The sequence below is a fragment of the Lelliottia sp. EB106-05-01-XG201 genome (assembly GCF_058791735.1).
Window position 1 is genome coordinate 936,756 of the sequence record NZ_JBYTDV010000001.1, and the last position, 14,422, is coordinate 951,177.

The 14,422-nt window shown below is 55.5% G+C and carries 13 protein-coding genes; 5 read left to right on the plus strand and 8 right to left on the minus strand.

Annotation, left to right across the window (positions count from 1 at the left end; all coding sequences use genetic code 11):
* Nucleotides 1–13 precede the first annotated feature (13 nt).
* Nucleotides 14–775 carry a 2-dehydro-3-deoxy-D-gluconate 5-dehydrogenase KduD gene (gene kduD, locus AC3WS9_RS04430; protein ID WP_282494463.1) on the plus strand — a complete coding sequence of 254 codons (762 nt, stop codon included), beginning with the start codon at nt 14–16 and terminating at the stop codon, nt 773–775.
* A 294-nt stretch (nt 776–1,069) separates the two neighbouring features.
* Nucleotides 1,070–2,503, plus strand: coding sequence for an arabinose-proton symporter AraE (gene araE / locus AC3WS9_RS04435; protein ID WP_282494507.1), 1,434 nt, complete (start codon nt 1,070–1,072; stop codon nt 2,501–2,503).
* An 82-nt stretch (nt 2,504–2,585) separates the two neighbouring features.
* On the opposite strand, the gene AC3WS9_RS04440 is transcribed toward araE, so the two are convergent.
* From AC3WS9_RS04440 to AC3WS9_RS04460, 5 genes are all read right to left on the minus strand, one after another.
* Complete coding sequence (locus tag AC3WS9_RS04440; protein ID WP_492486937.1) at nt 2,586–3,713, minus strand: oligogalacturonate lyase family protein; 1,128 nt, start codon at nt 3,711–3,713, stop codon at nt 2,586–2,588.
* 66 nt (nt 3,714–3,779) lie between these two features.
* Nucleotides 3,780–5,066, minus strand: a complete 1,287-nt coding sequence (locus tag AC3WS9_RS04445; protein ID WP_282494465.1) for an ABC transporter substrate-binding protein — start codon at nt 5,064–5,066, stop codon at nt 3,780–3,782.
* 15 nt (nt 5,067–5,081) lie between these two features.
* Nucleotides 5,082–6,209, minus strand: coding sequence for an ABC transporter ATP-binding protein (locus AC3WS9_RS04450; protein ID WP_492486939.1), 1,128 nt, complete (start codon nt 6,207–6,209; stop codon nt 5,082–5,084).
* 12 nt (nt 6,210–6,221) lie between these two features.
* Nucleotides 6,222–7,124 carry a carbohydrate ABC transporter permease gene (locus AC3WS9_RS04455; protein WP_282494467.1) on the minus strand — a complete coding sequence of 301 codons (903 nt, stop codon included), beginning with the start codon at nt 7,122–7,124 and terminating at the stop codon, nt 6,222–6,224.
* Entirely contained in the window at nt 7,117–8,007 is an 891-nt protein-coding gene (locus AC3WS9_RS04460) for a carbohydrate ABC transporter permease (RefSeq protein WP_095283226.1), read from the minus strand. The genes AC3WS9_RS04455 and AC3WS9_RS04460 overlap by 8 nt, the downstream gene beginning before the upstream one ends.
* 557 nt (nt 8,008–8,564) lie before the next feature.
* On the opposite strand from AC3WS9_RS04460, the gene wzz(fepE) reads away from it, so the two are divergent.
* The gene (wzz(fepE), locus tag AC3WS9_RS04465) at nt 8,565–9,686 is read left to right on the plus strand and encodes an LPS O-antigen length regulator Wzz(fepE) (RefSeq protein WP_492486942.1); all 1,122 of its coding nucleotides are present in this window, start codon (nt 8,565–8,567) and stop codon (nt 9,684–9,686) included.
* Nucleotides 9,687–9,732: 46 nt separating this feature from the next.
* Here wzz(fepE) and AC3WS9_RS04470 read toward each other — a convergent pair whose 3' ends face one another.
* On the minus strand, nt 9,733–10,056 hold the full coding sequence (locus tag AC3WS9_RS04470) for a cupin domain-containing protein (protein WP_282494469.1): 324 nt from the start codon (nt 10,054–10,056) through the stop codon (nt 9,733–9,735).
* A gap of 136 nt (nt 10,057–10,192) precedes the next feature.
* Between AC3WS9_RS04470 and AC3WS9_RS04475 the strand changes: the two genes are divergently transcribed.
* A complete protein-coding gene (locus tag AC3WS9_RS04475) occupies nt 10,193–10,885 on the plus strand; it encodes an aspartate/glutamate racemase (RefSeq protein ID WP_492486944.1) in 693 nt (230 codons plus the stop codon).
* 4 nt (nt 10,886–10,889) lie between these two features.
* Here the strand turns inward: AC3WS9_RS04475 and AC3WS9_RS04480 are convergent, their stop codons facing one another.
* Complete coding sequence (locus AC3WS9_RS04480) at nt 10,890–11,810, minus strand: LysR family transcriptional regulator (protein WP_492486946.1); 921 nt, start codon at nt 11,808–11,810, stop codon at nt 10,890–10,892.
* Between the two features lie 124 nt (nt 11,811–11,934).
* Here AC3WS9_RS04480 and lysA point away from each other — a divergent pair, with 124 nt between their 5' ends.
* A complete protein-coding gene (gene lysA / locus AC3WS9_RS04485; RefSeq protein WP_285150894.1) occupies nt 11,935–13,197 on the plus strand; it encodes a diaminopimelate decarboxylase in 1,263 nt (420 codons plus the stop codon).
* Here the strand turns inward: lysA and AC3WS9_RS04490 are convergent.
* On the minus strand, nt 13,189–14,205 hold the full coding sequence (locus AC3WS9_RS04490) for a LacI family DNA-binding transcriptional regulator (protein WP_282494473.1): 1,017 nt from the start codon (nt 14,203–14,205) through the stop codon (nt 13,189–13,191). The two genes, lysA and AC3WS9_RS04490, sit on opposite strands and share 9 nt — an antisense overlap.
* Nucleotides 14,206–14,422: the final 217 nt, after the last annotated feature.

The window sequence follows — 14,422 nt, forward strand, 5'->3', positions numbered from 1 at the left end:
TTAAGGAACAAACATGATTCTGGATGCATTTTCTCTGCAGGGTAAAGTAGCGGTCGTGACCGGGTGTGACACCGGTCTGGGCCAGGGTATGGCGCTGGGTCTGGCGGAAGCGGGCTGCGACATCGTGGGGATCAACATTGTTGAACCTACTGAAACTATCGAGCGCGTTACCGCGCTGGGCCGTCGCTTCCTGAGCCTGACGGCTGACCTGCGTAAAATCGACGTGATCCCTGAGCTGCTGGACCGCGCGGTGGCTGAATTTGGTCATATCGATGTGCTGGTGAACAACGCCGGTTTGATTCGTCGTGAAGACGCGATCAACTTCAGCGAGCGCGACTGGGATGACGTCATGAACCTGAACATTAAGAGCGTGTTCTTCATGTCTCAGGCGGCGGCGAAGCACTTTATCGCCCAGGGTAACGGCGGCAAGATCATCAATATCGCCTCGATGCTCTCCTTCCAGGGCGGCATCCGGGTTCCGTCTTACACCGCCTCTAAAAGTGCGGTGATGGGTGTGACCCGTCTGCTGGCGAACGAGTGGGCCAAGCACAACATCAACGTTAACGCGATTGCGCCGGGCTACATGGCGACCAACAACACCCAGCAGCTGCGTGCGGACGAAGCGCGTAGCGCAGAAATTCTGGATCGCATCCCGGCGGGCCGCTGGGGCTTGCCGAGCGATCTGATGGGGCCGATTGTGTTCCTGGCATCGCCTGCATCTGACTACATCAACGGCTACACCGTTGCGGTCGACGGTGGCTGGCTGGCGCGTTAATTCTCGCCCTGCGAAGAAACCTCTGCCTGGTGCGGAGGTTTTTTTTGGCCAAAAATCGCCTTGTCCATATTCATAAAGTCATAAAATCCATAGTGAAAAGCCCATATGGACATGCATCACAACTTTATGGCTTATAAATTAACGCATTAACAATAAATGGTGATTAATTACTCAGAGTTGAAATTGTAATGTCCATCACAGAACGCTACTGCCCAGCCAGATAATCCATAACTTCACGTTTTACGGCCTGACACTTTTGCTGGCTTTCTCGTAATTTCAGTTAACGTCTTAACGCTGTTCAGGCAGGAAATGATGACCTCAATTAATGACTCGACCTTAATGCCCCGCGCCCTGCGCGATACCCGCAGAATGAATCTGTTTGTTTCCGTTTCGGCGGCGGTGGCCGGTTTGCTGTTTGGCCTGGATATCGGCGTGATCGCCGGTGCGCTGCCGTTTATTACCGACCACTTTACCCTCAGCAGCCGTCTGCAGGAGTGGGTTGTAAGCAGCATGATGCTCGGGGCGGCGCTGGGTGCGCTGTTCAACGGCTGGCTCTCGTTCCGGCTCGGGCGCAAGTACAGCCTGATGGTCGGCGCAGTGCTGTTCGTCGCCGGTTCGCTCGGTTCCGCGTTTGCGACGGGCGTCGAGGCTTTGCTGCTCTCCCGCGTGCTGTTGGGTGTGGCGGTGGGGATTGCATCCTACACCGCGCCGCTCTATCTCTCTGAAATGGCGAGCGAAAACGTACGCGGGAAAATGATCAGCATGTATCAGCTGATGGTGACGCTGGGGATCGTGCTGGCGTTCCTGTCGGACACGTATTTCAGCTACAGCGGCAACTGGCGGGCGATGCTCGGCGTGCTGGCGCTGCCTGCCGTGTTGCTGATGGTACTGGTGATTTTTCTGCCGAACAGCCCGCGCTGGCTGGCGCAAAAAGGGCGTCACGTTGAGGCGGAAGAGGTGCTGCGCATGCTGCGAGACACCTCGGAAAAAGCGCGTGAAGAGCTGAACGAAATCCGCGAAAGCCTGAAGCTGAAGCAGGGCGGCTGGTCGCTGTTTAAAGCCAACCGCAACGTGCGCCGGGCGGTGTTTCTTGGGATGTTGCTGCAGGCGATGCAACAGTTCACCGGGATGAACATCATCATGTATTACGCCCCGCGGATCTTCAAAATGGCCGGATTTACCACCACCGAACAGCAGATGATCGCCACGCTGGTGGTGGGCTTGACCTTTATGTTCGCCACCTTTATTGCGGTGTTTACCGTCGATAAAGCGGGGCGCAAACCGGCGCTGAAAATCGGCTTTAGCGTGATGGCGCTCGGGACGCTGATCCTCGGGTATTGCCTGATGCAGTTCGATAACGGCACGGCGTCCAGCAGTCTTTCGTGGCTTTCCGTCGGGATGACGATGATGTGCATCGCCGGTTACGCGATGAGCGCCGCGCCGGTGGTGTGGATCCTGTGCTCGGAGATCCAGCCCCTGAAATGCCGCGACTTTGGTATCACCTGTTCCACCACCACCAACTGGGTGTCGAACATGATTATCGGCGCGACCTTCCTGACCCTGCTTGATTCCATCGGAGCAGCGGGAACATTCTGGCTCTACACGGTGCTGAATGTGGCATTTATCGGCATCACGTTCTGGCTGATTCCTGAAACCAAAAACGTCACTCTGGAACATATTGAACGCAGGCTGATGGCGGGGGAGAAGTTAAGAAATATTGGTGTGTAATTTTAGTGCCCGGCGGCGCTGCGCTTGCCGGGCCTACGGTACTGAGTAGGCCGGGTAAGGCGTAGCCGCCACCCGGCTTTTTTTACACCCGCGCCAGATACAACGCCGGCATCCCTTCCTCATCCGACGTATACAGCACCCACTGATTGTCCGGCGAAAACGACGGGTGCGGATGCGTCACCTGACGGTCGCCGTCGAGCACTTTCCAGCTGGTGTTGTGCTGGCAAATCGCCTTTTGCGTTCCGGCGTTAATATCAAACACCCAGATAAACGGATCGTTCAGGCTGATATCGCCCGTGTTATGCGGTGCGCCGTCGCCGACGATCAGCGAGCCGTCGTGGTTGCTCATCAGATGCGAACAGGGCGGGATCGCCATCAGCTGACGATTTTCCAGCGTCAGCGGATCGGCGCTGCAAAGATAGCGCTGCGGATCCTTCTCCTTATGCGCGACGTAGTAGAGCGCCGAACCGTCCGGCACCCAAAACTCATGGGTAAAACTTTCACCCGCCGCGTGCTGGCGCACCTTACGCAGGTTGCTGCCATCGGGGTTGATGAGCCACATGCGGGCGTCGATCGCATCGCGCGGCCCTTCGTGGCAAAACGCCACGGTGCTGTCGTCAAACGGACGGTAGATCGGGTGCCCTAGCCAGCGTTTCTCCTGCAAAATCACCTGCTGTTCGCCGGTGCGCAGATCGATATTGATCAGGCGGCACTCAGGCTGGGTGAAGTAAAATGCGCGGAACTTGCTCCAGTCGGTCAGGGGCTGCCAGTCGCGCTTTTTGATTTCGATCCCAACCAGTTTTGTGCCGTCGGAATTGGCGACCCAGGTGCCGTATGCCACCCACTCGTCATCCACTTGATACACAATCTGCTCTTCGAAGCTCTCGAGGCAGACGCGCCGCAGTTCGCGGCTGTTTTTGACGTACCACAGAGACTGGTCGTCAGCCGATAAAAAGCCGCCAAAGGTGTTATCGCCCGCCCCGTCGGTGAGCTGGGTGGCTTGCTGTCTGGCGATATCCAGCAGGTAGTAATTCCAGTGCCCCTCGAACGCGCCGCCAAAAATTAGCTTGCTGCCGTCCTGAGTAAAGCACTTTTGGTAGAAGTAGTTGCGATGACAAATGATGTGCGGGGGCGTCATCCGTATCACTTCGTGCCCCGTTTGACTGTCCAGGCGCGTGCGAAAATTCAGCGGGATGATTTTGCCTTTCATAGGAAATTCTCCGGATAAAAAAATACCCTGCCACCGGAAGTGACAGGGCAGGGTAGGGCAATGGAATTAGCGCATCGCGCGTTTCAGGATGCGTTCCGCCTGACGCTGGAAGTCGGTTGCGGTCTCTTCAACGGATTTCTGGCCGTAGTCGATGTACTGCAGAGAGGTGCCGAACTGCGCCACGATCTGCGGATCGTCAAAGTATGGCGACACGGAGAGTTTGGCTGGCAGAGACTGCGCCAGACGCAGGCCAGCGACCGCCGGATCGTTCTCTTTGATGGTGCCGTCTTCCGTCAGGTATTTCACCGCCACTTTGCTCAGCGGCACGCCGCGCTCCAGACCCAGCGTATCCACGCCCTCTTTGCTGTTCAGCAGGAAGTTAATGACTTTCGCCGCCGCTTCCGGGTTTTTGCTCGACTTACCGATGGAGAGCATCTGCGCCGGTTTGAAGAACAGGCCCGCATCCGTTGCGCCTGGCAGCATTGGATAGTTACCCAGCTCCAGTTTTGCCGGTGGCTTCAGGTTGTCGGAGTATTTGTTGATGGTGGAGTTCCACATGTAGGTGCCGCCCCATTCGCCCTGGATCCACGGCTTCATTTCGTACATGTTGCTCTTGCCGAATGACGCGTAGTACTTGGTATCAGGCATCACGTGGCTATCCACCAGATCTTTGTAAGTCTGGAAGAATTCCACCCACTGCTCTTTGCTGTAGGAGAATTTTTTCGCTTTTTCATCCACCGCCGGGATGTTGTATTTCTGAATCATGTAGGAATTCAGCAGCGCCAGGGTGTCCTGATGTTCCAGAACCACCGGGTAATACTGTTTACCCAGCTTGCTCTCAAAAGCTTTACCCGCCGCTTTCAGTTCGTCCCAGGTTTTCGGGTACTCAACGCCCGCTTTTTTCCAGGTCTCATCGTTAAAATAGAACACGCGCGCGGTGACGGAGATCGGAATACCGTTCAGTTTGCCGTCGACGGTGGTGGACTGCAGCTCTTTCGGATCGAACTGGGACAGGTCGATCACGTCCTTCATTTTGTTCAGATCGTAGAAGCCGTCGCCGGTTTTCGAGAAGATCGGCAGCCAGTTCCAGTTGGTCTGCATCACGTCAGGCTCAGTGCCGCCCGCAATCTGGGTGGTCAGACGCGACAGGTGGCCGTCCCAGCCGGTGTATTCGGCTTTGACGGTGATGTCCGGATTCTGTTTGTGGAACTCTTCTAACGCTTTCAGGGTGACCTGATGGCGACCGTTGCCGCCCCACCAGGACATACGTAAATCAACATCTTGCGCCATCGTCGGCAGGGCAGTAAGACCCAGGGTAGCGGAGATTGCTGCGCTTAAAAGCACTTTTTTCATTCTTATAAACTCCAGTTAGATTGAGATGTTCAGTTCAGTTTTTGCATCAAAAATGTGGCACTTATTCATATCAAACTTGAAATACACCTGACGATGAAGACCTTTATCAATCATCGGCTTAGCTTCATCGGAAGGAATTCGGGCGGTCAGTTCGTAATCGGACACTTTCAGGTAGACGAAGAACTCGTGACCCATATTCTCCACGCGCACCAGCTCACCGCTGCAGCCGCCTTCGGCGAACGGTTCGTCAGAGACCGAGACGAATTCCGGGCGAATGCCGTAGAAAGTGTCCTGTGCCTGATGGCCGACCACTTTGTCGTGCAGGGTTTCGCTTAACGGCATGGTTTCGCTGCCGATGCTCAGCGCCAGGCGGCCCTGTTGATCGACCAGGCGAGTGGCGCGGATGTTCATCTCCGGCGCGCCGATAAAGCCCGCCACGAACATGTTTTTCGGCTTGTGGTACAGGTTGTCCGGGGTGTCCACCTGCATGATGTGGCCGAGCTTCATGACGCAGATGCGGTCGCCCATGGTCATCGCTTCCGTCTGATCGTGCGTCACGTAGACGGTGGTCGCCGGTTTGCCGGATTTCTTCAGCTGCTTGTGCAGGTCAGAGATACGGATGCGCATCGAGGCGCGCAGTTTGGCGTCGAGGTTGGAGAGCGGTTCATCGAACAGGAACACGTCGGGCTTTTTCACAATCGCGCGGCCCACGGCCACGCGCTGCGCCTGGCCGCCAGAGAGCTGACGCGGCAGACGATCCAGCAGCTCTTCCAGTTCGAGGATTTTCGCCGCTTCGTTCACCTGGGACTCAATCTGATCTTTCGGCATTTTGCTCAGCTTCAGACCAAAGGCCAGATTTTCGCGCACGGTCATGTGCGGATAGAGCGCGTAGTTCTGGAACACCATCGCAATTCCACGCTTTTTTGGCGCGAGGTTGTTGACGATCTTCTCGCCGATGCGCACTTCGCCGCCGCTGATGGTTTCCAGACCCGCCAGCATACGCAGGGTGGTGGATTTGGCGCAGCCGGATGGCCCGACGATCACCATGAACTCCCCCTCAGCGATTTTCAGGTCGATAGCATGTACCGCTTTGAAGCCGTTGGAGTAGACCTTTTCCAGTTTGTTGAAAATAACTTCAGCCATGATATTTCCCTCTTAACCTTTGATTCCGCTGCTGGTTACGCCCTGTACGAAGTAGCGCTGTGCCAGGAAGAAGACAATGATGGATGGCAGAATGGAGATGCTCGCCATTGCCAGAATTTCGTTCCACGGCGCACCTTCGGTGACGTCGATGGACATTTTCAGAGCCAGTGCAATCGGGTATTTATCCACGCTATAGACGTAAATCAGCGGCCCGATAAAGTCGTTCATTGACCACATGAACTGGAACAGGGCGACGGAGATAATGGCCGGTTTCAGAATCGGTACCACCACGTACCAGAGCACCTGAATTGAGTTACAACCGTCGATCTGCGCCGCCTCTTCCATGTCACGCGGCACGCCGCGCAGGAACTGAATCAGCATGAAGACGAAGAACCCCTGAGTGGCAAACGCCAGCGGCAGGTACAGCGGCATATAGCTGTTCAGCATGCCCATTTCGCGGAACATCAGGTACTGCGGGATCAGCAGGACCGTGCTCGGCAGCAGCATGGTGGTGATGAGCGTGGCGAACCAGAATTTCTTCCACGGGATCTCGAAGCGGGCAAAGCCGTACGCCACGATGGTGGAGGAGATAATGGTCAGAATCACTTTCGGGATCACATACTTAAAGGTGTTCAGCATGTAATGACCAAAGTTGTATTCGGTACCGGTTTTCCAGCCGTTGACGAAGCCGTCCCAGGTGGCGTGGGCGGGCCACAGGCTCAGGGTGGTGAAGATCTCGTGGTTCGGTTTGAACGACGCCGAGAACATCCACACCAGCGGATAGAGCATCAGCAGGCCGACAAACAGCAGGATCACGTAGCGAATGCTGGCGTTGATCTTCTCTTTGCGCAGCGTGCGAGCCACTTCGCGTTCCGCGATGCTTCTCGCCGTGGAGAGTTCCTGAATATCAGCCATTTTTGCCTCCCTTATCGGCGGAGTAGAACACCCAGTATTTCGAAGACTTAAAGGCAATAGCGGCGAAGACCGCGACGACCAGGAACAGAACCCAGGCCAGTGCCGCGCCGTAGCCCATATCAAAGTATTTGAAGGCGGTGTCGTAGATGTAGAGTGAGAACAGATAGGTCGAGTAGGTTGGTCCACCGCCCGTTATCACGTACGGTCCGGTAAATTCCTGGAACGCCTGGGTGGTCTGCATGATGAAGTTGAAGAAGATCACCGGCGTAATCAGCGGCACGGTCACTTTCATGAACATCTGCCATTTAGACGCACCGTCGATCATTGCTGCTTCATACTGAGACTGCGGCACGTTTTGCAGGGCAGCCAGGAAGATGACCATCGCAGAACCGAACTGCCAGACGCGCAGTAAGGTCACGGACATCAGCGCCAGAGAAGGCTCGCCGAGCCAGTTCACCGGGTCGAGGCCAAATACGCCGATAAAGCTATTCAACAGGCCATCAATCGCAAACAGCGCGCGCCACAAAACAGCAATGGCGACGGAGCTGCCGAGAATGGACGGAATATAATAGGCAGTTCGGAAGAATCCTATGCCGCGTAATTTGAAGTTGAGGACAAATGCAATCCCAAGCGCAAAGGCAAGCTTCAGCGGGATGGTCAAAAATACATACGCAAAGGTCACGCCCATGGATTTCCAGAAGAGCGTATCTTCCGTAAACATGTAGCGGTAATTCTCAATGCCGTTAAAAACCGGCGGGCTCATCAGATCGTAATCCGTAAAACTGAGAAAGAACGATGAGACAAAGGGAAACGCGGTAAAGATTATCAACCCGATAATGTAGGGTGATATCCACGCTAGCCCCAGCATTTTGTTTTCATTCATACATACCTACCTGGCAATCAATGGTTTAAAACGGAATCTGCTGGTGGTGCTGCTTCCCGCGTCTCATTTACGAGACGGGGAAACGTGTGTTCGCTGTGCGTTGCACGAGTGTTACTCCATTTACCTTCTGATTTGTAAGATGTTTTCTTGTTGCCCTGGTTCGGGAACTTTCAGGGTTTCAAAAACTGACGAACCGCCGTCCTTAATTTGTAAAACATCGTTTTAATTTATTTTATTGCGATTTGTTTCTGCGTCATTCGATAAATGGTGGAAATGTGATCGCGGTCGAAACGCTGTTTCAATAAGGTGAGGTGGCTGGCAATTTTGACTTTACTGGAGAAGAAAAGCCGAAGGAGAGAAGAGTTGTGATGGGTCAGACAGGTGTCTTTGTAACATTCAATAACTGGCTGAGACTAACTACCAAATTTCGTAGCACATTCCTCATTTTTTGCAAACTAACATTCAGATGATTCTTACTTTCGGGTATCATCCCTTTTTCCTAACTGTCATTGGCAGAATTTCACTGCAACTTAACCAAAAGAATGAGCAAGTCTGCTATGGATATCAAAAAAAGCACGGAGCTGCATTTTGCCAGTTATCCTCCCCCGGTCGTTGCCCAGAAAGAAATTGATCTGCTGGGTCTGTTCGACATCTTATTTGCCGCCAGAAAGCGGATTATCGCCGTAGTTTTTGCCTTTGCTATGGTGGGTCTCATCGCGTCCTTCCTGATGCCGCAAAAGTGGACCAGTAAAGCGGTGGTCACCGCCGCAGAGCAGTCCCAGTGGAGTGAAGTGCAGAGAATGCTCGTCGCGCTGCAGGTGTTGGACGTGGATATCAGCGTGAAGCGCTCGGACATCTTTAACCTGTTTATCAAAAAGTTTCAGTCCCAGTCGCTGCTGGAAGAGTATCTCAAGAGCTCACCGTTCGTGATGGCGCAGTTGAAAGACGCCGACATCGATCCGCAGGACTTACACCGTGCGGCGGTCAATATTGCTGAACGCATGACCGCCATCGACAACGCGGCGGGCAAAAATGCCGAGAAAGCGCCGTACACCTCCTGGACATTGAGCTTTAGCGCCCCGACGGCAGAAGATGCTCAGATTGTGCTGAAAGGGTATATCGACTACATCTCCGCCATCGTTGAGCAAGAGACGATGCTCAACGTGCGAAACGCCCTGGCGCTGAAAACCCAGATGGAAAAAGAGCGTCTGGAGCTGGATCGGGTTCGCCTGACGACGATCCATAACACCAACGTTCAGCGTCTCAACTATTCGCTGGAAGTGGCGAACGCCGCCGGGATCAAAAAGCCGGTTTACAGCAACGGTCAGGCGGTCAAAGACGATCCGGATTACTCCGTTGCACTGGGCGCAGACGGTATCGCGCAGAAGCTGCAGATTGAGAAATCCCTGAAAGATGTGGCCGAGCTGAATGCCGATTTCCAGAACCGCGAATATCACCTGGCGCAGCTCGAAAAGCTCTCCATCAACGATGTGAATTTCGAGCCGTTCAAGTATCAGCTTTCGCCGTCGATACCGGTGAAGAAAGACGGTCCGGGTAAATCCCTGATTGTCATTCTGGCCGCTCTGGTCGGCGGGATCCTCGCCTGCGGTAGCATCCTGGTGCGTGAAGCCATGCTTGCGCGTTCACCGATGCCAGAGCCTGAGCTGGCGACGAATTAAGTTTTAGCTATAACGAAGAGGGCGGATGAAAACCGCCCTTTTTTATTTATTGCAGAAAATCTTCGCGCACCGGCGTGAAGGTATCCAGCAGCGTGCCGGGTTTCAGGCACACGCAGCCGTGCATCACGTGCGGTTCTTTATAAAGGGTATCGCCCGCCGTCACCACGTGCTTCTCATCGCCAATGGTGAATTCAAATTCGCCGGACAGCACGTAGGTCAGCTGTTCGTGCGGATGGTTGTGCATCGGGCCGATCGCGCCCTGCTCAAAATTGACTTCCACCGCCATCATTTTGCCGTCATGCGCCAGAATACGACGCGTCACGCCATTGCCCAGATCCTCAAGCCGTGTCTCTTTGTGGAAAATAAACATCGTCGTTTTGGTCCTTATAGTGAAACGTTGTTTTAATTAATTTATCCCACTGCGACTAAAAAGGAAACGGCAAGCCAAATAACTGGAAACAGGATCACAAGTTTGCTTCACTGGGGGAAAGCGAAAAGGAGAGAAGATGAAAACGATCGGTCTGCTGGGCGGAATGAGCTGGGAATCGACCATCCCTTATTACCGCCTGATTAACGAAGGTATCAAACAGCGTCTCGGCGGCCTGCATTCGGCGAGCCTTTTACTGCACAGCGTCGATTTCCACGAGATTGAAGCCTGTCAGGCGAGCGGGGAATGGGAGAAAGCGGGTGAGATTCTGGCGCAGGCGGCGCTGGGGCTGGAGCGCGCGGGGGCGGAAGGCATTTTGCTCTGTACCAACACCATGCACAAAGTGGCGTCACAGATTGAGGACCGCTGCTCACTGCCGTTCCTGCACATCGCCGATGCCACCGGCCGCGCCATTGCCGCCAGCGGGATGAAACGCGTCGCGCTGCTGGGCACGCGCTACACCATGGAGCAGGATTTCTATCGCGGGCGGCTGGAATCACAGTTCGGTATTGAAAGCCTGGTCCCGGATGAAGCCGACCGGGCGCGCATCAACCAGATCATCTTTGAAGAGCTGTGCCTCGGGACGTTCAGCGACGCTTCGCGCCACTACTATCTCAGCGTGATTGATAAACTGGCGAAGCAGGGCGCGGAAGGGGTGATCTTCGGCTGCACGGAGATTGGCCTGCTGGTTCCGGCCGATGAAAGCGCGCTCCCGGTGTTCGATACCACGGCGATCCATGCCGTCGATGCGGTCGAATTTATGCTCTCGTAATGCCTTAGCTTTCCAGGTCCGGCAAGCGCTGGGCGATCTGGCGGGAATGGGCCACTAAATGCTCTGTAAATGCCTCAACCAGCGCCGATACCGGGCGATGCAGCGGGCGAATCAGGCTCACGGTGAAAGGCACGGAAATGCTGAAGCGGCGGATTACAATTCCGCTGCCTGCGTAGTCCAGCGCCGTGAGCGGGTTCACCACCGCAATCCCCACGCCCGCGCGCACCATCGCGCAGATGGACGCCGCGCTGTGCGTCTCCACCACCATCCGCCGTTTTACCTGATGTTCCAGGAACAATGTATCCAGTAGCTGCCGATAGCTGTCGGTTTGCGACAGGCTGATATAGTTTTCGCCGTGAAAATCCGCAGGCGTTAATACGTTTTTGCTGGCGAGGTGATGGCCCTCGGGTAGCACGCAGACTTCATCCAGCGACAGCAGCTCGGTGCGCTCGGTTCCCGCTGGCGTGGCGAGCGTTTCGGTCAGGCCTAAATCATGCCGCTGCGCCGAGAGCCACTCTTCAAGCAGGGGCGATTCCTGCGGCACGATAGTGAGATTGACGTCGGGATAGCGGGCGAGAAACGGCTGAAGCAGCTGGGGCAGGAACGACTGCGAAAAGACCGGCAGGCAGACAATCGACAGCTCGCCCTGGCGGAACTCCCGCAGGCTCTCTGCCGCGCTGACGATGCGGTCCAGGCCGTACCAGGAGCGCTGAACTTCCTCGAACAACCGCAAACCCTGTACCGTCGGATGTAATCGCCCGCGCGCGCGTGCGAACAGCGTCAATCCCAACACTTTTTCAAACCGCGCCAGTTCGCGGCTGACCGTCGGCTGCGAGGTGTGCAGCATCTGCGCGGCTTCCGTCAGATTGCCGGTGGTCATCACCGCGTGAAAAATCTCGATATGACGTAGGTTAACGGCGGGCATAGGACACCTGTTTTGTTATCGGTAAACCATATCATTTTTGCATAGACTCAGGATAAAACGATATTTTTTATTCGCTTTCGCCTGTGGCGTAATAATAAAAAAATGACGTCACCCGGAGAACACCATGCCACGCCCGCTGAACAGTACTGATACCGATCTGAACGCCGAAAACCTGCTGCGTTTACCCGCCGAGTTTGGTTGCCCGGTCTGGGTTTACGACGCGCAGATCGTTCGCGAAAAGATCGCGGCGCTGCATCAGTTTGACGTGGTGCGTTTCGCCCAGAAAGCCTGTTCGAACATCCATATTTTGCGTCTGATGCGCGAGCAGGGCGTCAAAGTGGACTCCGTTTCGCTGGGTGAAATCGAACGCGCGCTGGCGGCCGGGTACGACCCGAAAACCGACAGCGATGCAATTGTCTTTACCGCCGACCTGATCGATAGCGCGACGCTCACCCGCGTGCATGAACTGCAAATTCCGGTAAACGCCGGTTCCGTGGATATGCTGGAACAGCTGGGGCAAGTCTCACCCGGCCACCGCGTGTGGCTGCGCGTGAATCCTGGCTTTGGTCATGGCCACAGCCAGAAAACCAATACCGGCGGAGAGAACAGCAAACACGGCATCTGGTATGCCGATCTGCCAGCCGCGCTGGAAGTCTTGCAACGCTACAACCTGACGCTGGTAGGCATCCACATGCACATCGGTTCTGGCGTGGATTATGGTCATCTTGAGCAGGTGTGCGGCGCGATGGTGCGCCAGGTGATTGAATTTGGTCAGGATCTGGAGGCGATCTCCGCCGGTGGCGGTCTGTCGATCCCGTATCGTGAAGGGGAAGAGGCGATCGACACCGATCACTACTACGGCCTGTGGAGCGCGGCGCGCGACAAAATTGCCGCCCATCTGGGCCACGCGGTCAAATTGGAAATCGAACCGGGACGCTTCCTGGTGGCGGAATCCGGCGTGCTGGTGACGCAGGTGCGCAGCGTGAAAGCGATGGGCAGCCGTCACTTCGTGCTGGTCGATGCAGGCTTTAACGATCTGATGCGCCCGGCGATGTACGGCAGCTATCACCACATTACGGCGCTGGCGGCGGACGGTCGCGATTTAACCCAGGCGCCAAGGGTAGAAACCGTGGTCGCCGGTCCGCTGTGTGAGTCGGGCGATGTGTTTACTCAGCAGGAGGGCGGCAAAGTGGAAACTCGCGCGCTGCCAGCCGTCCAGCCTGGTGACTATCTGGTGCTGCACGATACGGGCGCGTACGGGGCGTCGATGTCGTCGAACTACAACAGCCGCCCGCTGCTGCCGGAAGTGCTGTTTGACCACGGCGTGGCGCGACTGATTCGCCGTCGCCAGACCATCGAAGAACTGCTCGCGCTCGAACTATTTTGATGCGTAGTACGGGCCTGTCGTTATCGAATCGCGGATCATCAGCGTACCGGTAAACGGCGGGATCGTCTCGATCGGCTGGTTGTTCGCCAGCCGAACCGCCTGATCGATTGCCGTGACGATCATATTATCGATCGGCAGATAGACGGTGGAGAGGGCGGGCTCCAGCCATTTCGCACTTGGCGCATCGTCAAAGCCAAACAGCGAAATATCCTGCGGAATACGTAGCCCGGCCTGATGCATCGCTTTGGACGACCCGAGCGCCATATCATCGTTACAGGCAAACAGGGCGGTGAACGGCACCTTTTCTTTCAGCAGCTCGTTGCACAGCTCATACCCCCGCGTCATTCCCGCATCGCCATATTTCACCCGCCTGTCGTCCCAGGCAATACCGTGTTTTTCCAGCGCCTGGCGATAGCCCATCAGGCGCGCTTTGCCCGTTGGCGTATGGATCGGGACTGTAATACAGGCGATCTCCCGGTGGCCCTGGCTAATCAGATAATCCACGGCTTTAAACGCAGAGTCCTGCTGCTCGAAGAACACGCAGCGATCGCGCGCCAGGCTGACGTCACGGTTAATCACCACCAGCGGCATTTTCACGCTGTTGATGAGCTTCATGATCGCCTTTTCACTCATATAGCGCGTGTAGAGCACGATGGCGTCGCACTGGCGGTCGGCCAGCATCTGCACCGCTTGCTCTTCGCGCTCGGGCGCGTCGTGACCATCGGTCACAATCAGCTGCTTGCCGTGGGTTTCGGTCTGGCGCGAGGCCTGTTGTAACAGACGACCAAAGTAAAAACCGTCAAAGGTTGAGACCACCAGACCAATGCTGTTGCTGGTCTGGTTCGCCAGCGATTGCGCGAGAAAATTCGGGCGATAGCCCAGCTCTTCCATCGCGTTAAACACCTGCTGCCGCGTACTCTCTTTCACCTGACCTGTGCCATTCAGCACGCGCGACACGGTGGCTTTCGACACGCCCGCGCGTAATGAGACATCCAGCATTGTTGCCATTAGACATTCCTGCATTCACGTAATCGCCCGCAGTTTATCACAGACCCTCAGGCGCATAAGCGAGGCGGGACGCGGAAAATCCCTGTCGGGATCACGGTTCAGCATAAAACGGGGTAAGTGGCATACCAAAGTGGTGAAAAATCATGATTTGGAATACCTCTGGCCGCACTGAGAGTTCAGTCACAGAACAATAAATCACCTGAAGCTATTTTTGGTA